Genomic DNA, 19,520 nt, shown 5'->3' on the forward strand with positions numbered 1-19,520 from the left:
CGACAGGCTTGGCCGTAATGACCGGATCGATGCCAGCCTCGACGGACGAACGACGCCCTGCGGTGACGAACGACCGTCGGCTGGATCGCATCGCCTGGCTGGCGGTCGCGGCGGCCTGGCTGCTGGCCGCCGGCCTCTTGTCCATTCTGATCTGGAGCGAGGAAGGCGCAGGTCGGGCCAGCCTGCTGGCCCTGGCCATCATCACCACGTCGGCGGCGACGGCGCATTCGGTCGTATGGCTGCACGACCGGATGTCGGGACACTGGCGCTGGCCGGTCATGGCGGCGACCGTCCTGCTCGGCGCGACCGTGGGCCATGCGGTGCTGATGCATCTCGGCATGGACCAGTCCTGGGCGCAGGACCTGCTGAACCTTGTGGTGATCTCCGGCATAGCCCTGGCCATCCGTCTGGCCTGGGGCGGGTATCGCACCCGCCTGATCCTGGAGGCGGAGGTTCGGCGGCGCGAGCTGGCCGAGGCTCAGTTGACGATGTCACGCCTGGCGGCGGATCGCCCGCATGGGCCCGTGGCGGTCAAGGTCGGGCATGGCCAGGTCCTGCTGGACCCCACGACCATCGTCTGTCTGGAGGCCGAGGCCAACTTCGCGCGCATCGTCAGCGATACGGGCGAGGTCTTCGCCTCCGAGCTCTTGAAGACCCTGGCGGAACGGCTGGCACCCTATGGATTTGTCCGTGTCCACAAGTCGTTCGTCGTCAACCGCAGCCGTGTACGCCGCCGTGGTGCCGAAGGGCTGTCGATGGATGACGGCGCGCGTGTTCCGGTGGGGCGCGCCTACAGGGCGGCGCTGGATTAGCCCCGCGTCTGGTCCCACACCGCCAGCTCATGGGCGATGCAGCGGTCGATCAGGGTGCGCCAGACGGGCTCGGCGATGTCGGGCGACAGGCCGGCGGGCCCTGCGGCGGCCAGCACCTTGGCCACGACGTCCTCGATGCGGGCGTCGTCATGGACCACGTCGCGGCTGGGCTTGATGCGGGCGGCCGCGTGCATATAGCGCTGGCGCTCGGCCAGCAGGGTCACCAGGGCGCGGTCCAGGGCGTCGACGCCCTGGCGCACCTGAACCATCGTCTCGCAGGCCTCGGGGGCCGTTCGCGCATCGATCAGGACTTCATCCGACAAAGGCGCGCTCCAGCACATAGTCGCCGGGCTCGGCGTTGGAGCCTTCCTTAAGGCCATAGGTTTCCAGCAGCTCGCCGGTCTCCTTGATCATGGCCATCGACCCGCACAGCATGACGCGGTCGGTATTGGGCGAAAAGCCGATGGGCAGGCCCAGGTCGGCGAAGACGTCGCCAGACTTGATCCGTTCGGTGATCCGTCCCGGCGTTTCGAACCGCTCGCGCGTGACGGTAGGATAATAGACCAGCTGGGCCTTCGCCTCCTCGCCGATCAGAGGGTCGTCATGGATGCCGGCGGTGAAGAAATCGCGATAGGCCAGATCGGCGACATTGCGCACCGTATGGCAGACGATCACCTGACCGAACCGTGCGTAGGTGTCCGGGTCCCGCGCGACCGACAGCCAGGGAGCCAGGCCCGTGCCCGTCCCAATCAGCCACAGCCGTTCTCCGCCCGTCAGCGCATCCAGCACCAGGGTGCCGGTCGGCTTCTTGCCCATCAGGACAGTGTCGCCCGGCTTGATCTTGACCAGGCGCGAGGTCAGAGGGCCGTCGGGCACGGCGATGGACAGGAACTCCAGCTCCTCGTCCCAGTGCGGGCTGGCGATGGAATAGGCCCGCAGGATCGGTTTTCCGCCATCCTCGCCAGGCAGGCCGATCATCACGAACTCGCCGGAGCGAAAGCGGAAGTCCTCGGGCCGAGCGATGCGGAAGCTAAACAGCTGATCGGTCCAGTGGCGCACCGACAGCACCTCCAGTTCATGGAAGGGGCTGGCCTTGACGGGAGGGGGGGATACGGCGGCGTCGGTCATGTGCGGCGTCTGTTAGCGGTTGAGGGCGTCCGGCGAAAGGGATGGGGTGTCGCTGTGGAGGTGTCAGCCGGCGTCGTGCGGCATCCATTGGGGCCAATGGGCGGTGACGGGCCGTCCGTCGACACTCAGCGCCCCGTCCAGCCGATCGACGCGCAACAGGGCGATGGCAGCACCCTCGTGCCCGCCCAGAACCTCTCCGGCGCGCAAGCTCCCGTTCAGCACCTCGGCCCCGAATGGAGGCGGCGGACCGTCGAAGGTCAGGCCCATCATCCGGTTCTTGACCGTGCCGCGCCGGTGCATGCGCGAGGCCGTCTCCTGGCCGATGAAACAGCCCTTGTGGAAGTCGATGCCGTTCAGCAGGTCGAAGTTGGCCTCGATCGGCCAGGTCTTGTCCGGCACCGTGTCCAGCGCCGGATCGGCCACGCCATGCCGAATGCCGTGGGCGCGATAGTCGTCCTCGCTCGCCGTCGTCTCGACGTTCAGGCCCCAGGCCCGCCCGCCCAGCGCGGCCAGTCGCGGGTCGGCCGCGAAGCCCGCCGCCTCGCCGTCCCAGGCGGCAAACACCGGCTCGTCCAGTGCCGCGATCTGCACATCCGAGCGCAGGCGATACATCGACAGCCGCTGGATCAACGCCTCGCGCCGGTCCGCCGCCACATCCAGCACCACACCGTCCGCTTCGCCCCACAGGAACAGGTCGAACAGCAGCCGCCCCGGCGGCGACAGCAGGGCCCCATACCGCACGGTGCCGTCGGCCAGCGTCTCCACGTCCTGGGTCAGCAGATTGTGCAGGAACGGGCGGGCATCGGGGCCCGACACCCGGATCAGGGCGCGGCTGTCGAGGCGGGCAATCTGTGTCATGGGCGCAAGATAGGCACGGCGGCACCCGCGAACCATAGCTGGGGATAGGTTGTGTCCCCCTGATCTCAGAACGAGAATCCGTATACGGTCCAGTCATGTCGGCCCGTTTCCCCATTCTGTACATTGCCGAGACCAGTCCGGAGGATGCCGTCCTGTCGTCCGGCGTGCTGGCCTATCTGGTCGAGGCGATGCCGACGGCGGACTTCACCATCGTGGGGTCCAGGACAAGTGCGCCGCTGTTCGCCGACACCCCGCGTCTGCGCCGCCTGATCGTGCTGGACAAGGAGACGCGGCTGGACTGGCTGGGCCTGTGGAACCAGGTGCGCGACACCCGCTGGGGGCTGGTGGTCGACATGCGCGGCTCGACCATTTCCGGCAAGCTGAAACGCCAGAAGCGGGCCGTGCGCGGTCCGGGCGAGGCGGGCGTGCATGCCGTCGAACTGGCCGCCCGGGTGCTGCATCTGGACGACATCCCGGCACCCCGCCTGTTCGTGTCGGAAGATACGCAGGCGACTGTCGACGCCCTGATCCCTCCGATCACCGGCCCCATCATCGCCGTGGCCCCCGGCACCGACTGGATGGGTCGCCACTGGCCCGCCGAACGCTATGCCAAGGTCGCCGCGCCCCTGATGGCCGACGACGGTCCCTTGGCGGGCGGACGGCTGCTGATCCTGGGCGACGAAAAGGACCGCGACGACGCCCACACCATTCGCCTGGCGGTCAGCCGGGGCCGGGCGACCGAACTGGTTGGCCGTCTGACGCCGTTGCAGGCCGTGGCTCTACTGGGTCGCGCGACGCTGTATCTGGGTCCGGATTCGCTGTGGACCCATCTGGCCACGGCGGCCGGTGCGCCCGTGGTTGCCGCCTTCGGCCCGTCCGACGAGGCCGAGCGCGGCCCCTGGACCGGCGTCGCCGTGCGCGGTCCCCGCTCGGTCGAGGAATACCGCAAGATCGACCCGCGCCTGAACCAGGCCATCCAGCACATGAACGACCTGCCGGCAGAGCGGGTGCTGAAGGCGGCGCGAAAAATTCTACAGACCTGATCCTTCTCCCCTTGCGGGAGAAGGTGGCAGCCGAAGGCTGCCGGATGAGGGGTCGCGCCAGTCTATCCATCCTGGCGGCAAACGCGCGCTACTCGAAGGGCCAGTGCGACCCCTCATCCGACCTCGCTGCGCTCGGCCACCTTCTCCCGCAAGGGGAGAAGGGCGTTAGCTTACCGCCCCCACCACCGCCTGATACGCCGGATTGGCCCGGCCGTCGGCGTCCAGCAGCAGGGGGCTGTCGCTGCTCTTGCCCTCGCGGACCAGCCAGCTGTCGATGTCGCGCAGGCCCCAGGTGGTGAAGGCGTACCGCTGGCGCTCCGGCAAAGCCATGAACGCCTCCGCCAGTTCGCCCACCCGCGCCACCTGCTGCGCCCGCTTGTCGGCGACGCTGCGCAGGTCGGGCATCCGCCCCTCGCGCTGCATCGGGAAATCCAACTCCGACACATGGATGGGCAGGCCAAGAGACGCGGCGTCGCGCATGAAGGCCGTGATCTGACCCGCCGGGATTTCGATATCCAGATGCGACTGGGTGCCGATGCCGCCGATGGGCGCGCCCAGTTTCAGCAGCCGCTCGACCAGCTTCAGGAAGGTCGCGCCCTTCTTCGGGATGTTCTCCAGATTGTATTCGTTCAGGAACAGGACCGCATCCGGATCGGCGGCTTTCGCCTGTTCGAACGCCCGGACCATATAGCCGTCCATGCCCAGCGCCCGGCTCCAGTGGCAGTCGCGCAGGCCCTCGCCGTCCTCGGCCACCGGCTCGTTGACCACGTCCCAGCCCGCCATCTGGCCCTTGTAGCGACCCACGAAGGTGGAGATGTAGCGGTCGTACTCGGCGGCGAACCGATCGCGCGGCACGGTGGCGTCATCGAACACCTCGGCCCCTTGCGAATACCAGATCACCGTATGGCCATGGACGCGCAGACCGTTGTCGCGGGCAAAGCCGACGACGCGGTCCGACGGCTCGAAATCATAGGTGAAGCCGGGCCCCAGGGTCCGCTCCATCTTCTGCTCCCACTCCGGCGTCAGCTGGGAACAGTGTTTCAGCGTCTGGGCGATCCAGTCCGCCTGATCCAGCTGCCAGGTCATGCCCGTTGCCCCGAACGGGCAGGGCAGGATGTCCTTCAGCGGCGCAGCCTCCGGTCCCGGCGCGGGCGCAGCGGAAGCGAAGCGGTCGCAGGCGGCCAGGGCGATTGGCGCGGTGAGGAGAAGACGGCGATTGATCATGCGGCAGGACCGCTTCTGGTCAGGACTTTCCGAAACCAATGAAGAGCGATGGCACATGCTGCCGCTGCCAAGCAGGCCAAACTGGCCGATTGCAAATCCGAGAGTGGTGCGCCGGTAAACAAGTCGGCAATGACCATCAATCCGCTGCCGGCGCTAACAATCGCGGCGGCATAGAAGGGCCATTGCAAGCCCCATGCGAGCCTGTGGCCAAGGGCTCGCTCTTTGGGCATCGGCCTTTATACGGCCCGCCGCCGCAATCCCATCTCGTCGAACGCGGCCGTCTCGCGCTTTCCGGCGGCGAGAAGGGCGTTCAGGCGGGTGGTTTCGGCGACGTGTTCGAACTTCTTCAGCTCCTCGAAGGCGCTGGTCAGGGCGTCGCGCGCCCCTTCTTCTTCGGCCTCGATGGCGGCGACGTCGGCCTGGACGGCGGCCTTCTTCTGCTTCCAGCCGTCCAGATAGGCCCGCAGCATCATGGCGGCGTCGACATCCTGACGCGCGCGGCCCTGCTCGCCCTCGGCCTCGGCCTCCAGCATGGCCAGACGCATTTCGGTGCGGGCCTTGCGATCGCTGATCTCGGCCAGACGCTTCTGCAGCGTCTCGACCTCATAGTTGGAAATGCGGATAAGCGATTGCGCCCAGGTCGTCATGCGTACTCTCTCGTTCCAACAGCCAGGGTCACTGGATCAGACCTTGGTTCAGAATGCTTTCCAACCGGTTGAAGGATTCGGCCAAAGGCGTGTGATCGTCCTTGTCCTGACCCAGGAAGGCTTCCAACGCCGGATTCAGGGCGATGGCGCGGTCGACGATGGGGTCGGCACCGGTCCGGTAAGCGCCGATCTTGATCAGCTCTTCCATATTGGCATAGGCGCTCAGGCACTGGCGGGCGCGCTTGTTCAGCTCGCGCTCGGGCGGCGTCTGACAGGCGGGCAGGGTGCGGCTGACGGATTTCAGCACATCGATGGCGGGGAAACGCCCGCGCTCGGCGATCTTGCGGTCCATCACGATGTGGCCGTCCAGGATACCGCGCACGGCATCGGCGATCGGCTCGTCATGGTCCCCGCCGTCCACCAGCACGGTGAACAGGGCGGTGATCGGCCCCGCCGTCGTCCCGTCCGCCCGCACCGGCCCGGGCCCGGCCCGCTCCAGCAGCTTGGGCAGTTCGGTGAAGACGGTGGGGGTGTAGCCCTTGGTCGTCGGCGGCTCGCCCGCGGCAAGCCCGATCTCGCGCTGGGCCATGGCAAAGCGGGTGACGCTGTCCATCAGGCACAGCACCTCCAGGTCCTGATCCCGGAAATATTCGCTGATCGCCATGGTCATATAGGCCGACTGGCGCCGCTTCAGCGCGGGCTCGTCCGACGTCGCCACCACCACGACGGCGCGGCGCAGGCCCTCTTCGCCCAGCGTCTCCTCGACGAACTCGCGCACCTCCCGGCCCCGCTCGCCGATCAGGCCGACCACGACGACATCGCAGGTGGCCTCCTTGGCCAGCATGGACAGCAGCACCGACTTGCCGACGCCCGAGCCGGCAAAGATGCCCAGGCGCTGACCCCGGCAGGTGGTGGTGAAGACGTCCATCGACCGCACGCCCAGGTCCAGCCGCTCGCCCACGCGTCCGCGCGAATGAGCGGGCGGCGGCGGCGCACGCAGCGGATAGGCCGCCGGGCCTTGCGGCAGGGGGCCTTTGCCGTCGATCGGCTGGCCAAAGGCGTCGATGATCCGGCCGAGCCAAGCGGTCGTCGGCCGCACGCTGGCGGCACTGTCGATGATGCGGATGTCGGCTCCGGGGGCCACGCCCTCGACCGGCCCGAATGGCATCAGCAGGGCCTTGGCATCGCGGAACCCCACGACCTCGGCCGGCAGGGGATTGAGGCCGCGCCCCCGTTGAATCTCCGCCCGCGCCCCGACCGACAGCCGCGACAGCCCGCCCCTGGACTCGATCAGCAGACCGTTCACCCCCGCGACCTTGCCGGTCACGACCAGCGGATCGATCGCTTCGACGGCGGCGGTGAGTGAGCGCACGATGCAGAGGACCCCGAAGGCCGCGCTGAGCCAGCCCGGCAAATACTGCCTCTACGGATGGGTGATCGTGGTTAACAGGGGGTGAAGGCAGCGGCGCTGTCCACCGCCCAGCCGGACGCCTCCCGCCCTACTGAAGCTGCGTGAAGATCGTCACGACGGAGGCTGCGAACACCGCGACGCCGGCGATCATCAGCACGATGGACGGGCTGACGTCGAAGGTGGCCTTGGCCTGTTCCTTCAGTCGTCCCATCAGTTCGGGCCAGGTGTAGCTGACGAAGTCGCCCTGGCTCATCATGCTGATGATGATGCCCTGATCGTCGATGACGGGCAGGTGGCGAAATCGCTCGTTGGACATCAGGCGCAGCCAGTCCAGCAGGTCGTCATCGGCCCGCGCCATCTTCAGATCCGTGGTCATGATCTGGTCCAGCGTGGTCTTGTCCGGATCCAGCCGCTTGTTCAGCAGCCGACGCATGAAGTCACGCTCCGTCACGATCCCCAGCGGCTTGCGATCGGGGCTGACGATGACCGCTGCGCCATAGTTGCGTTCGCTCATGATGGCGACGGCTTCGGAGACAAGCGCCTTGGGGCCGAAGGTCAGCACGGCCGCCTTGCTGCGAAACTCGGGTCTGTCCTTGATCTTCATGGGCGTCGTCCTTTCAGGCCGTTTCCGTCTTGAGCGCGTGGGGATGTCGCAGTTTCGAAAGGGTTGCGATCAGGGGCGGTACCAGCATGTGCGGCACCGTCAGGATCGACAGGGTCATGAAGCTGGCCGCCATGATCCGCTCGGGCATGGCCGCGCGGATCTCCAGGCCGAAGACCAGCACCCCGATCGCCCCCGCCGCCAGCGTCAGCGGCAGCACGACCCCGCCCCAGCTCGCCACGCCGCGCCAGTTCAGCGTCAGCAGGCTTTCACGGAAATGCCGGGGCGAATGGAACAGGCAGAAGTACAGCGCAAAGCCTATGATCGGCGGCAGGACCAGCATGCCGGTCAGGGCCGCCAGCCCCCCGATGGCCTGATCGCGCCGCCCGGCCTGCCACAGCGAGGCGATGGCGATCAGACCCAGGCCGACGGCCACCGGCAGGACCAGCATCAGCCCGTCCGTCACCGCCGATGCACCCGCTCTGTCCGTCAGGCCGATGAAGATGGCGTCCAGTTCGGCCCGGTGCAGCAGCGTCGGTGCCGCCAGCAGGGCCAGGGCCAGACCGGCCCTCAGGATGACGGGGCCCGCCCCGTCCCAGTCTTCCGAAAAATGCGCGACGGCGATGGCGATGAAGGCCGCCAGGGCCAGCACCGGCTCGGCTCGCCACAGGCCGTACATGGCCGCCGCCAATCCCAGGTACAGCAGAACCAGTGTGACCATCCCGGTCCACGGGCCCGCCTGCTGTGCGCGGATGATCTCGAGGTCCAGCGTGCCGTGCGGCAGGCCGAACACCAGCAAGGCCAGACAGGCGACGGCCGTGGCCATGCCCCCCGACAGCGGCACTCCGGCGGCCAGCGCCAGAAGGGTGAGGGCGAGCACGCCGATCACAAGCGTCGACCCCGACAGTGATCGTGGCAACCCCGGTCTCGATGCAAAGGTGACAGGCATCGTGATGCCTCCTGTTGCGACACTGTCCGGACGGGCGCGAACCCGTCCGGACGTCGTTTCCTGCAGCCGTCAGGACGCGGTGGTGACCGTGTGGCCTGGCTCACCGTATTCGACCGCCGATTTGCGGACGGCGATCATGTAGACCAGCACGCCCACGCCGGCCTTGGCGATGATGTCGGCGATGGTGTAGCCGATCTGGACCGCCGTCTCGACGCTGCCGCCCCCCATGTTGGTGAAGGGGATCATGTAGACGATGGGATAGAAGCCCCACGATGCGAAGGTCAGCATGCGGGCCCCCTTGATCAGACCCTTGACGCTTTCCGGCTGGCGCTCGATCGAAGCGCCCAGACCCTTGAACAGCTCCCACACGATGTACAGGAACGGCACGGTTGACAGTGTGCCCCAGATGGCGCGCGTGGCGTTGTCGTCGGCGATCTCGCCCGGATAGCCCAGCACGATCATCAGCGCCGCAGCAAAGCCCAGCTTGATCGACTTGGACATGGTTTCCGACTGCGACAGCCGCATGACCAGGATCAGTTCGATCAGCAGCAGCGGCACGGTCAGCAGCCAGTCGACGTAGCGATAGGCGTCGTTGAAGGCCAGGCCCGTGACCTGGATCACGCCGTTGCGGACTTCGTAGGCGGACTCCCAGCTCTCGAAGATGCGGAAGTAGTGATAGGCGGCGATGGCGGTCACCAGTCCCGAGATGACCAGGGCCGAGCGATAGGCGGGACCGACCTGCGAGCGGCTCAGCCACAGGAACAGGGTCGCCGCCGCCATGGTGGCGAAGGTGAAAGAGAAGGCGTTGTAGACGAGCAGGTACTGCCCGACGTCGATGGTTGGCATTGTGAATCCTCCAGTCGGCCCTTGTCTGGCCTTGCTGGAGAACCGTCAGCCTTTAAGCCCATCTGCGCCATACGGCCTTTAGGCCGTACCCGGAGTGTCGCATCCCCTAGAGCCCAGCCTCGACGGCCAGGCGGATGGCGTCTGCGACATTGTGGGTGCCGATCTTTTCCAGGATCAGGCCCCGGTGCATCTTCACCGTCTTTTCGCTGAGCGACAGGTTGTAGGCGATCTGCTTGCTGCGATGGCCGGCCGCGATCTGCTGCAGGATTTCGCGCTGTCGCGGCGAGAGGGTCCGTACCACCTCGACGGCATGGTGATGGCGGCTGGACGAGGGCCCCACCGCATCCGGTTCCAGCTCGACCTGGGAGCCCAGAAAGTACTCCAGTTCGCCATCGGGCGTGAAGACCGGCGCCACCAGAACGGCGTTGCGGAAAGGCTGGCCGTCGCGCTTGTAGTTCAGGATTTCGACCAGGGTCGCCCGGCGATCTCGCGTGCCCTGGCGGATGCGTTCGGTCAGCCAGGGCTCGGTCGCCGGCCCGGCCAGAAAGCGGCAGTTGCGGCCCAGGATTTCGTCGTCGCTATAGCCGGTGAGGTCGCAGAAGGCCTGGTTGACGGCGATGATCGGATTGTCGGGCAGGCGCGGATCGCTGACGACCGACGCGATCGGACTGCGGACGATGGAGTCCCTCAGGCTGATACCGTCCTCGTCCAGTTCGTAGGCCATTCGCTCCGTCGTCCCCCGACCAGGACCCTACGCCCAGGATCGGGGGTGTCAAAGCGGGCATCCCGTCGCGGTCTTTCTCAGGCAGGCGCGACCCCCTCGGCCCACGTGCCCATCGACGTCACGATCTCGATGCTAGCGAAACCAGAAGGCGTCCGGGTCAGCCGTGACCTCGCTGCCCTTGTCGATCACGCGGCCGTCGCGTTCCACGTCGATGCCTCTGATCGCGTAGGAGACGGATCCATCGATTGCGGCGGAGGCGCGATAGACGGTCAGCATCACCCCGGGTCCGCTCTCAGGGCATGTGCCGGAAATCCGAAAACTTGCGGCCCGCTCGCCGACGAAGAAGTCTGTAAGTTCCGGCGAGATATCGACCCGCCTTCCGTTGTAGCGGATGCGGGGCCCCTCGAATTCAGACCCCCACCCGTTCAGGCCTTCGATTGAAACGCGTCGCCCCCGACACACGACTTCGGTCGATGTCGAGACCAGAACAGGCAGCGGCGGCCTGCTCGTTCGCATGACCACCTCCTGATGGGGAAGCAGGACCGACAGGACGAAGGCTGTTGAGAGCATCGCACGACCACCAGGTTTACTCGACTGACGGGCAGACTAGGCTGGCACGACGGGTTCTGCCAGCGTCACTTCCCGCTGCCCCGTCGTCAGGATGGCCCCGACCGAGGCCATGACGATGAAGCCGATGGCCAGCCATTGCAGGCCGCTGAGCTGTTCGTGCAACAGGAACAACCCCGCCACCGCCCCGATGGCCGGTTCGCCCGACAGCAGGACACCGAAGGTGCGTTTGGGGATGTGACGCAGGGCGATCATCTCCAGCGAATAGGGCAGGGCACTGGACACCAGGGCGACCCCCAGGCCGATCAGCAGGACCGACGGGGCCAGCAGGGCGGCACCGGCACTGACCACGCCGAAGGGCAGGATGACCACCGCCGCCGTGCTCATGCCCAGGGCCACCGACTGGCCGGCATGCATGTGCGACAGCCGCTTTCCAAAGACGATGTACAGCGCCCAGAACAGGCCCGCTGCCGCCGCGAACGCCACGCCGACCGGGTCCAGCGCATTCAGCCCGCGCCGGATCGGCAACAGCAAGCCCAGGCCTGCGACGGCACAGACGATCCAGACGAAATGGATGGGCTTGCGCGCATGGATCAGCGCCAGCGTCAGAGGCCCGGCGAACTCGATGGCGATGGCCAGCCCCAGCGGAATGGTCCGCAGCGACATGTAGAAGCACAGGTTCATCAGCCCCAGAACCAGGCCGTACAGCAGCACCCCCTTCGCGTCCGCTCGACCCAGAGCGAACCGCCACGGTCGCCAGATCGCCACCAGCACCAAGGCCGACAGCCCGACCCTCAGCGCCGAGGTCCCTTCTGCTCCCACCACCGGAAACAGCTGTTTCGCGAACGACGTCCCCACCGCCAGCGACACCATACCGCCCAGCAGCGCCAGATAGGGCAGGGCGGCGCTCGGGAGTGACGGTCTGTAGCTATGGGAAGGGGTCGGCATCTCTCGTCCATAGACGCGAACGGCGACCTTGGCCTCGACAAATGGCACGCGCTCTTGCGTGTCGTTTGCCATCCCGCGTTGCGCCGCGCCCCCGCCGTGCCTAGATCGATGGCTACGCTTTCGACCCCGATGAGAGAAAGTAGAGTCGACTCTCACGGACTCTCACATCTGCCGGAGACCTCCCCATGTCCGACACCGCCGCCTATGACGCCTCGCGCCACCTGAAAGCCGGTCGGGGCAAGGTCTATGACTCCATCCTGGACACCATCGGCGACACCCCCATCGTGGGCTTGCCGCGCCTGTCGGCGGAGTATCAGCCCAGGGCGACAGTGCTGGCCAAGCTGGAGTTCTTCAATCCCTTGGCGTCGGTCAAGGACCGGATCGGCGTGGCCATGATCGAGGCGCTCGAGCAGTCCGGGCGACTGAAACCGGGCGGCGTCCTGATCGAGCCGACGTCCGGCAACACCGGCATCGCCCTGGCCTTCGTCGCCGCTGCCAAGGGCTACAAGCTGATTCTGACCATGCCGGAGAGCATGTCGATCGAGCGGCGCAAGATGCTGGCCCTGCTGGGGGCCGAACTGGTGCTGACACCGGCTGAAAAGGGCATGAAGGGGGCCATCGCCATGGCCCAGGAACTGCTGGCCCGCACCCCCGGTGCCGTCAGCCCGGCCCAGTTCGATAACGAAGCCAATCCCGCCATCCACAAGGTCTCGACCGCCGAGGAAATCTGGAACGACACCAACGGCGCGGTGGACATCATCATCGCCGGCGTCGGCACGGGCGGCACCATCACCGGCGTGGGCCAGGCCCTGAAGGCCAAGAAGCCGTCGCTGCGCATGATCGCGGTCGAGCCTACCGCCAGCCCTGTCCTGTCGGGCGGCGAGCCGGGGCCGCACAAGATCCAGGGAATCGGCGCGGGCTTCGTCCCCTCCATCGTCGACCGCTCGGTCATCGACGGGGTGGAACAGGTCTCCAACGACGACGCCTTCGACATGGCCCGCAAGGTCGCCCGCGTGGAGGGCATCCCTGTCGGCATCAGCTCCGGTGCTGCCGTCCTGGCGGCCTTCCGCCTGGCCGCGCTCGACGAAAACGCCGGCAAGACCATCGTCGCCATCATTCCCAGTTTCGCGGAACGCTATCTGAGTACGGCGCTGTTCGAGGGGCTGTAAATGCTGGCCCCGGCGTTCCTGGTGCTGGCCCTGATGACGGGGCAGGACGCGGCTTCGCCGACCTCGCCTCTGACCAACCTGCGGGCTGCGCATGCCCTGGCGTGCAGCCTGGAGGATCGGGACTGTCTGGTTCAGGAGCTGGGATTGCGCCGCGCGGCGGACCAGGGTGTGCGGCAGGACGCCTTGCTGAATCTCGACTGTCATGCCCGCTACGGGGCGGCCGCGACGCCGGAGCAATGTCAGACCATCTGGACAGAGGTCGATACCGACAATCTGCCTCGCGTGAAGGCGATCCTGGATCGCCACGGCTGGCCGACCTGGGCTCCTCAATTTCAGGAGGCTGTCTGGCTGATCGTTCAGCATGCGCCTGACGAGGACGGCGGCACGGCCCTGCGCGAGCGCTGGCTGCCGGACGTCCGGGCCGCCTACCAGCGTGGCGAACTGAGCGCGTTCGACTATACCGCCATGGCCGACCGCGTCAGCATGGCGCGCACCGGTCTGCAGATTTACGGCACCCACCGTCCCTGCCGCGATGGCGCTTTCGACCGTAGCAGCGTCGAGAGCGCCGAGGCCGTCGAGGCGGCGCGGGCCGAACTGCGTCTGGATATCCGCTGGTCGGAGCTGCTGCCCTTCTACGATCAGAAGTGCGCCGCCGAAGCGTCCATTCCCGGTTAACCGCGTCCGGCCTAGACTCCGCCTTCATGTCCGACCCGGCCCTTCTTCCCAACGACGAGGCGAACACGCAGGCGCAGTTCCGCGCGCGCCACGCGTTGCTGAAGCGGCTGGCCGATGTCGTGTCGCTGCCGGCCAGCCGGATCAATGCGTTCGAGCGGGCGGTGGTCGGCGATCTGCTGGTCGAGATGCTCAGCCTGGCGACCTCGGAGGATCGTCGCAGGGTCGCCCAGCGTCTGGCCGTGCTGTCGGAGATACCCAATGCCCTGGCGCGGATGCTGCTGCGCGACGAGCCCGATATCGCGGGCCTGCTGATCGAACACTGCGCCTCCCTGACCGATGCCGATCTGGCCGCCTGCGCGCGCGACACGGACCGCGAGCATCGGCTGATCATGGCCGAGCGGCGCGGTATCAGCGAGGTCGTCACCGAGACGGTCATGAGCTTTGGCGAGGCCGACGTCATCGCTGCGGTGTTGAAGAACCGCAACGCCAGGCTGGGTCAGGCGGCCATCGAAGGTGTGGTCAGTCTGAGCCGGCATAATGTCGAGCTGTGCGAACATCTGTTGCGCCGGCCGGAACTGCGGCCCTCGGCGGCCTATGTCATGTTCTGGTGGTGCGGGGCGGAGGATCGTCGGACCATCCTGCAAAGGTTCGCCGTCTCCCGCGAGGTCATGCAGGAGGTGTCGGAGGACATCTTCGCCCTCGCCGCCGATGAGGGCTGGCAGGACCCGTTGTCGCGCAAGGCCCTGCAGTTCATCGAGCGCCGCCAGCGCAACCGCGCGGCCATCGAACGCAGCCCTTATGGCGGACTGGAACAGGCTGTCGCCGCGGCCAGTGAGATCGGGCTGAACCGCGAGATCGCGGCCGAAATCTCCTATCTGTCGGGGGTCAAGCCTCTGACCGGGGCCAAGATCCTGGGGGATGTCGGCGGCGAGCCCCTGGCTATCCTCTGCAAGGCGACGGGGCTGTCAAAGGCCGATCTGGCGGGTTTGTGGCGGTCGATGAAACGTCCGGAGGTCACGGCCAACGGCGATGTCGCTCCGGCTTGGGAACGGGTTCAGGTCACCTATGACATGCTGGCCGTCGATCGGGCCCAGACGGTGCTGCGTTACTGGAACTGGTCGTTGTCGTCGGCGCTGACGCCGGCTCTCTTGCGGGCTATCCGCGACGGCGAAGACGAGATGCAGAACGAATACTCGCCGTCCGAACGCGCCGCCATGATGGCCCTGGCCGACAACTTCGGCCGCTGATCAGTCGAGCCGGCCGCAGGACTGAACGCTGTGCTTGTGGGTCAAATGCACGCTGTCGTCGTTACAGCATTGCGTGTTCCGGCAAAGAAACCTAATAGCGGCGTCAACGACGGTCGTTCTGATCTGTCGATTCCGCCGGAACATCTGGCAAACATATCTGGGGCCAAAGACCATGGAAGACAACGCACAACTTCTGGAAATGACGGCGGACATCGTGTCGGCCTATGTCGGCAACAACAACGTCCAGGTGACGGAAGTGCCCGGCCTGATCTCCAGCATCCACGCCGCCCTGTCGCAGATCTCGACCGGCGTCGTCGAAGTCGAGCCCGAGGTCAAGGAACCCGCCGTCTCGGTGCGCAAGTCGATCACGCCCGACTATCTGATCTGCCTGGAAGACGGCCGCAAGTTCAAGTCGCTGAAGCGTCACCTGCGCACCAAGTACAACATCAGCCCCGAAGAATACCGCGCCAAGTGGAACCTGCCCAAGGACTATCCCATGGTCGCCCCCAACTATGCCAAGGCCCGCTCGGACCTGGCCAAGCAGATGGGCCTGGGCCAGGGCGGCCGCAAACCCGCCCGCGCCACCGCCGGCCGCGCCAAGAAGTAGTCACCGGCTGACAGACTGAGATCGAGACGCCCGCGACCGGCAACGGTGACGGGCGTTTTGGTGTGTGAGTTGAAGCGCTCTATCGGGGCCGGAAGCGGGACCATCGAAGTGCCGCTGGGGTGTTAGCAGACTTCAGGGAACAGAGCCCGTGACGCAGTCAGGCCGCGTTCCGTCACGCGAGCAAGGCGGGTCACAGTGGGATGAATTCTTGCAGGCTTGATTGACGGCCCCCGCTCCAACGCTCGCCCAGTCAACAGAGTGGCCTGCGCAAGCCGAAATCAAGCCCGATAGGCTGATGACGACCAAGATGGAAAGGGAAGGTCTTCCACGCTTCAGAACCGCATCCATCTTCGATCCCCTCGAAAGAATTTTGCAAAGCAATCTTCGCCAAACAGTCTGGGTTTGCAAGCGACTGATTTGCCAAGTTGTCGTCTCGTGAAACGGTATATTGGCGTGCTCGACCAAAAGCTCCGCTGTGACTATCCGCTGATCACGGTGGTTGGCGGAGCTTGACCAGCGCTGAGGGGCAACTGCTGATCATCTCGACGCGCACACTGACACACCCTCAATCCAGTTCACGGGCGATGCGGAAGCCCATGTTGACTTCACGTCCAATGGTCGCCTGACGGGATGCGGAGCGTAGTTGATCGACGCCTCCGGTGAAGGAGCCCCCGCGGAAGACATTGCCTTCGCCGCCCCGTGCGCAATCGGTCACCCAAGGCGATCCGTCTGCTGGAATCCCTTCCAGGGACACATGAAAGCAGTCCTTGGTCCACTCGCGCACATTTCCATGCATGTCATACAGGCCGAAGGCGTTAGGCGCTGAAAAGCCTACGGGTTCGGTGCGGCGCCCGTTGCACCCGGCAATGAATCCCACCGAATTGGGGCCATCGAAGTTGGCGGTGTTTTCTTGCCCCGCATCGCACGTCGGTTCGGCATCGCCCCATCCGAACCGACCCGTCGAGCCTGCGCGTGCCGCATACTCCCACTCGGCCTCGCTGAGCAGCCTGTAGGTCTCGCCCGTTTCCGCACTCAGCCACGTCACATAGGCCTCGGCATCGCCCCAGCTGACATTGATGACGGGGCGTCGGCCACGTCCGTATCCGGCATCACCCGACCAGTCCGGAGACGACGTCGCACTGTAACCTCGGCGGGAGTTGTCCTGGCACCCCCTCTTGGCGACGCATTTCTCCCATTCGTCCCAAGTGAGTTCATATTTGCCGACGGCAAAGGGCCGGGAGAGCGTGATTTCGACTTGCGGACCTTCGGTGAAATCTCTGCCCTTTTCATCGGCCGGCGAACCCATGAGAAACCTGCCCGCTGGCAGGACCACCATCTCTGGCCCCACGGTGCCATCGCTCAAGGTGTCGCGAATGGTTTGGCCCGGGCTGTAGCCCACCTCGTGGGCGTGTGCCGAAGATGCCAACGCCATCATGGTACAAACTGCAAGAAAGACGGTTCTGGAAGTCATCGCCAACACCCCATGCAAGGCAATCAACAACAGGCCAGTCGCCAGTGTAGCAGAGCTCATCGACAAGCGGAGCATCCGTCCTCACGAACCGGCTTGGCTTCGCCGTCAATGCCGCTATCACTGGCGACAGGGGGACGACGATGACCAATACCAGCAAACCCGGCAGCGATCTGGCCGAAGATGTCCTGGGCATGGGCGGGCGCGAGCTGGTGACGGTCAGAGACCTGCTGCTGCGCCCGGCCACGGTGCTGACGGCGTGGATGGAGGGCGGGGCCGAGGGCGGTGGTCTCTATGCCCGGCCTCTGCGGCTGTATCTGGCCCTGAACGCCATACTGATGCTGATCCTGTTCCTGAAGGGCGGGGCCGGCTACATGCTGGAAAGCTATCCGCCCGAAGTGCTCGCGCCCTTGCTGGAACAGACCGGCAAGTCCAGGGATGCCTTCATCGCCGACGCCGACGGGTGGATGACTTTGGTCCTTGTGCCGCTGGGTTCTTTCTTCTTCGCCCTGACCGCAACGCCCTTTCTGCGGTGGTGGGACAAGGACGACTTGGGCTGGCGCCGGGGGTTCCGCGCCACCTTTGCCTGGTTGTGCGCCTGGACCGTAACGATGCTGCCCCTGGCGTGGTGGGGCTATGGCACCAGTCCTCTGGTGGGCGTGGTGTCTCTGATCATCGCGGCGCTGGGCGTAATCGCCTTTGTCCGGATGGGACAGGGTCGATGGTTCAGGACACGCGTCATCGGCGTGCTGAAGGGGATCGTCCTGATGGCGGCTGTCCAGGTGGCCGCCGGGGTCGCCGGCGCGTTGGTGGGCATCATCGGCATCGTGGGGGCCTTCGTCAGCCCTTAGGCAGCGACTCCTACGCCGCCTGGGCCGTCCGGCGCATCCGCCAGAAGCGCAGGGTGCGCATCGCCGCTTCCTTGGTCAGTTCGCCATACATGCGGGCATAGGACTGGGCCTTGCCCATGGCGTCGCCGTCGTCGTTCAGCAGGACCACAGCATAGGTCAGGAACAGGGCCCGATCCAGGTCCGCGCCCTTGCAGACGACGGCCAGGGCATCCAGTTCGCGCCGCTCGACGATCTTGCTGGCGGTGTGGAAGTCGATGTCCGACAGCTGGGCTAGGGCGATCAGGAAGGAGGTCTTGGAGCCGGAACGCAGGAAGCGGGCCAGCATCTGGGGCGTCAGCTGACCGGCGGCGCGCAGTTCCTCGACATAGGCCAGGCTCTCGGCATAGTCGGCGGGCAGGATGCCGTCCTCGGCCGCCACGCGGGCACGACCGGCGGACAGGGCGCTTTCCAGCAGGGCGGGGTCCAGGCGGGCGTTCTTTTCCAGGATCTGCTGACGCAGGCGCGCCTCGACCACGAAATACATCTCGTTCAGCAGATCGGGTTCAAGGCTGGCACGCTGGACCGTCGCCTCGTGCAGGTCGGGGTTGGCCTTGGCACGCTCGACCACGGCCTCTGACCCCTCGCGCGACAGCCGGGCCCCGTCGTTGCGCAAAAGGGTGCCCAGGGTGATGTCGTCGCCCTTGTCGATGATGGCGTCGGAGACGACCTCCGACACCGTCTCGCGCTGGGACACAGCGCGCATATGGGCCTGGGTGCGGCGATTGACGACATCGACCAGATCGCTGTCGGTCAGCACCTGGGACTTGGCCAGGACGACGCCGGCGACCTCGGACACGTCATGGGCGAGGCTGCGCATCAGCGGGTGGGGCGCGTCCAGGGCATTGGCGAACCGGGCGGCCAGTTCGGCGCGGACAGCGGTTTCCATGTCGCTGGCCAGCTGGGTCAGGATCTGGCCGTACAGGGCGTCTTCGGTATCGGTGCGCGGCGTGGTGCCGAAGAAATGGTCGGTCAGCTCGCGCAGCAGGGCGCGGCGGTTCTCGCTGGACTTGTCCTGCGCGAGATCGATCAGCTGGGGCAGGCGGGAGGGGGCCACGGTGGTCGTCACTGATGGTCCCCGTCGGAGGCGGCGGGCGCGGCACGCACGCGGCCCTGGTTGTCACGGTAGAGGTTCGGGCCCGGCGCAGGCTCGGCCAGATCGCGGCCTGCCGGCATGTCGGTCAGGGTCACGGCCAGGGCGTCGACATAGGTGGGTTGAGGGATCGCGACGGCGTCCGGCTGCTGCCCGTTCTGGCGATGGACGGAGTAGCGGCGTGAGGCCTGCATTTCCGGGTGGTCGGACGGATTGGCGGTGACGGCGGCCATCTGGCGCGGAGCCGGAGCGGCGTCGCCTTGCGGGGCGGATGGGGCCGTCTTGGCCGAAGGGCCGGGGACGGGCGCGGGCGCGACGGGTGCCGGACGCTGCAGGCGGAAGATCGGGGCGTCGCGGCGCGGAGCCATCGGATCGGCTGCGTCCGACGGAGAAGGTTGCGGCTCGGCATAGGTCGGGGCGACGGGGGCGGGTGCCGGGCGTGGGCTGTCGGCATAGACGGCCTGTGACGGCGCGGGCTGGGCCCCGCCCTGACCGGCCAGATATTCCGGCAGGAACTGACGATCATCCTGACGCTGGGCCTGGAACTGGGCCTGCGGCTGGGGGGCCACATTGGGCGAATAGGTGGGTGCGCGCGGTGGGGGCGGCAGGTCGACGG

Annotated in this window: 21 protein-coding genes and 1 pseudogene; 7 read left to right on the forward strand and 15 right to left on the reverse strand. The window is 66.6% G+C overall.

Features of this window, described 5'->3' with window-relative positions:
- The first annotated feature begins 17 nt into the window (after window positions 1–17).
- Window positions 18–812 carry a LytTR family DNA-binding domain-containing protein gene (locus JHC81_RS03320; protein ID WP_292170625.1) on the forward strand — a complete coding sequence of 265 codons (795 nt, stop codon included), beginning with the start codon at window positions 18–20 and terminating at the stop codon, window positions 810–812.
- Here JHC81_RS03320 and JHC81_RS03325 read toward each other — a convergent pair.
- The 3 genes from JHC81_RS03325 to JHC81_RS03335 all read right to left on the reverse strand — a co-directional run bounded on the left by JHC81_RS03325 (window position 809) and on the right by JHC81_RS03335 (window position 2,798).
- Complete coding sequence (locus JHC81_RS03325; RefSeq protein WP_292170627.1) at window positions 809–1,153, reverse strand: chorismate mutase; 345 nt, start codon at window positions 1,151–1,153, stop codon at window positions 809–811. The genes JHC81_RS03320 and JHC81_RS03325 overlap by 4 nt on opposite strands.
- Window positions 1,125–1,940, reverse strand: a complete 816-nt coding sequence (locus tag JHC81_RS03330) for a ferredoxin--NADP reductase (protein ID WP_292170630.1) — start codon at window positions 1,938–1,940, stop codon at window positions 1,125–1,127. Before JHC81_RS03330 ends, JHC81_RS03325 begins: the two co-directional genes overlap by 29 nt.
- 63 nt (window positions 1,941–2,003) lie before the next feature.
- A complete protein-coding gene (locus tag JHC81_RS03335) occupies window positions 2,004–2,798 on the reverse strand; it encodes a folate-binding protein (RefSeq protein WP_292170631.1) in 795 nt (264 codons plus the stop codon).
- Between the two features lie 95 nt (window positions 2,799–2,893).
- Here JHC81_RS03335 and JHC81_RS03340 point away from each other — a divergent pair, with 95 nt between their 5' ends.
- Window positions 2,894–3,841 (forward strand): glycosyltransferase family 9 protein, encoded by a 948-nt coding sequence (locus JHC81_RS03340; protein WP_292170634.1) that lies wholly within the window; start codon window positions 2,894–2,896, stop codon window positions 3,839–3,841.
- A 165-nt stretch (window positions 3,842–4,006) separates the two neighbouring features.
- Here JHC81_RS03340 and JHC81_RS03345 read toward each other — a convergent pair whose 3' ends face one another.
- The 9 genes from JHC81_RS03345 to JHC81_RS03385 form a co-directional block, all read right to left on the reverse strand.
- The gene (locus JHC81_RS03345; RefSeq protein WP_292170636.1) at window positions 4,007–5,065 is read right to left on the reverse strand and encodes an endo-1,4-beta-xylanase; all 1,059 of its coding nucleotides are present in this window, start codon (window positions 5,063–5,065) and stop codon (window positions 4,007–4,009) included.
- Window positions 5,066–5,301: 236 nt separating this feature from the next.
- Window positions 5,302–5,712 (reverse strand): flagellar FliJ family protein, encoded by a 411-nt coding sequence (locus JHC81_RS03350; protein ID WP_292170639.1) that lies wholly within the window; start codon window positions 5,710–5,712, stop codon window positions 5,302–5,304.
- 28 nt (window positions 5,713–5,740) lie between these two features.
- Window positions 5,741–7,084 (reverse strand): flagellar protein export ATPase FliI, encoded by a 1,344-nt coding sequence (fliI, locus tag JHC81_RS03355; protein WP_292170641.1) that lies wholly within the window; start codon window positions 7,082–7,084, stop codon window positions 5,741–5,743.
- Window positions 7,085–7,211: 127 nt separating this feature from the next.
- The gene (locus tag JHC81_RS03360; RefSeq protein WP_292170643.1) at window positions 7,212–7,727 is read right to left on the reverse strand and encodes a CBS domain-containing protein; all 516 of its coding nucleotides are present in this window, start codon (window positions 7,725–7,727) and stop codon (window positions 7,212–7,214) included.
- 13 nt (window positions 7,728–7,740) lie between these two features.
- Complete coding sequence (locus JHC81_RS03365; protein WP_292170644.1) at window positions 7,741–8,604, reverse strand: Brp/Blh family beta-carotene 15,15'-dioxygenase; 864 nt, start codon at window positions 8,602–8,604, stop codon at window positions 7,741–7,743.
- Window positions 8,605–8,742: 138 nt separating this feature from the next.
- A complete protein-coding gene (locus tag JHC81_RS03370) occupies window positions 8,743–9,519 on the reverse strand; it encodes a bacteriorhodopsin-like (protein WP_292170645.1) in 777 nt (258 codons plus the stop codon).
- A 106-nt stretch (window positions 9,520–9,625) separates the two neighbouring features.
- Window positions 9,626–10,243 carry a LuxR C-terminal-related transcriptional regulator gene (locus tag JHC81_RS03375; RefSeq protein WP_292170647.1) on the reverse strand — a complete coding sequence of 206 codons (618 nt, stop codon included), beginning with the start codon at window positions 10,241–10,243 and terminating at the stop codon, window positions 9,626–9,628.
- Window positions 10,244–10,375: 132 nt separating this feature from the next.
- The gene (locus tag JHC81_RS03380) at window positions 10,376–10,813 is read right to left on the reverse strand and encodes a hypothetical protein (RefSeq protein WP_292170650.1); all 438 of its coding nucleotides are present in this window, start codon (window positions 10,811–10,813) and stop codon (window positions 10,376–10,378) included.
- Window positions 10,814–10,849: 36 nt separating this feature from the next.
- Window positions 10,850–11,758, reverse strand: coding sequence for a DMT family transporter (locus tag JHC81_RS03385; RefSeq protein ID WP_292170652.1), 909 nt, complete (start codon window positions 11,756–11,758; stop codon window positions 10,850–10,852).
- Window positions 11,759–11,943: 185 nt separating this feature from the next.
- Here JHC81_RS03385 and cysK point away from each other — a divergent pair, with 185 nt between their 5' ends.
- The 4 genes from cysK to JHC81_RS03405 all read left to right on the forward strand — a co-directional run bounded on the left by cysK (window position 11,944) and on the right by JHC81_RS03405 (window position 15,456).
- Window positions 11,944–12,927 (forward strand): cysteine synthase A, encoded by a 984-nt coding sequence (gene cysK / locus JHC81_RS03390; RefSeq protein WP_292170653.1) that lies wholly within the window; start codon window positions 11,944–11,946, stop codon window positions 12,925–12,927.
- Complete coding sequence (locus JHC81_RS03395) at window positions 12,928–13,602, forward strand: DUF6624 domain-containing protein (protein WP_292170656.1); 675 nt, start codon at window positions 12,928–12,930, stop codon at window positions 13,600–13,602.
- 26 nt (window positions 13,603–13,628) lie between these two features.
- Window positions 13,629–14,849 carry a DUF2336 domain-containing protein gene (locus JHC81_RS03400; RefSeq protein WP_292170659.1) on the forward strand — a complete coding sequence of 407 codons (1,221 nt, stop codon included), beginning with the start codon at window positions 13,629–13,631 and terminating at the stop codon, window positions 14,847–14,849.
- A gap of 172 nt (window positions 14,850–15,021) precedes the next feature.
- On the forward strand, window positions 15,022–15,456 hold the full coding sequence (locus tag JHC81_RS03405) for a MucR family transcriptional regulator (RefSeq protein WP_292170663.1): 435 nt from the start codon (window positions 15,022–15,024) through the stop codon (window positions 15,454–15,456).
- Between the two features lie 565 nt (window positions 15,457–16,021).
- On the opposite strand, the gene JHC81_RS03410 is transcribed toward JHC81_RS03405, so the two are convergent.
- On the reverse strand, window positions 16,022–16,987 hold the full coding sequence (locus JHC81_RS03410; protein ID WP_292170673.1) for a formylglycine-generating enzyme family protein: 966 nt from the start codon (window positions 16,985–16,987) through the stop codon (window positions 16,022–16,024).
- Window positions 16,988–17,067: 80 nt separating this feature from the next.
- Here JHC81_RS03410 and JHC81_RS03415 point away from each other — a divergent pair, with 80 nt between their 5' ends.
- Complete coding sequence (locus JHC81_RS03415) at window positions 17,068–17,775, forward strand: hypothetical protein (RefSeq protein ID WP_292170666.1); 708 nt, start codon at window positions 17,068–17,070, stop codon at window positions 17,773–17,775.
- 10 nt (window positions 17,776–17,785) lie between these two features.
- Here the strand turns inward: JHC81_RS03415 and JHC81_RS03420 are convergent, their stop codons facing one another.
- Window positions 17,786–18,880, reverse strand: coding sequence for a DUF2336 domain-containing protein (locus JHC81_RS03420; protein WP_292170669.1), 1,095 nt, complete (start codon window positions 18,878–18,880; stop codon window positions 17,786–17,788).
- Window positions 18,877–19,520 (reverse strand): annotated as a pseudogene (locus tag JHC81_RS03425) (hypothetical protein); the annotation flags it as partial. The pseudogene JHC81_RS03425 and the gene JHC81_RS03420, both read right to left, overlap by 4 nt.

Origin of the sequence: Brevundimonas sp., from assembly GCF_016463295.1 — a bacterium.
In the GTDB taxonomy this organism is placed as follows: Bacteria; Pseudomonadota; Alphaproteobacteria; order Caulobacterales; family Caulobacteraceae; genus Brevundimonas.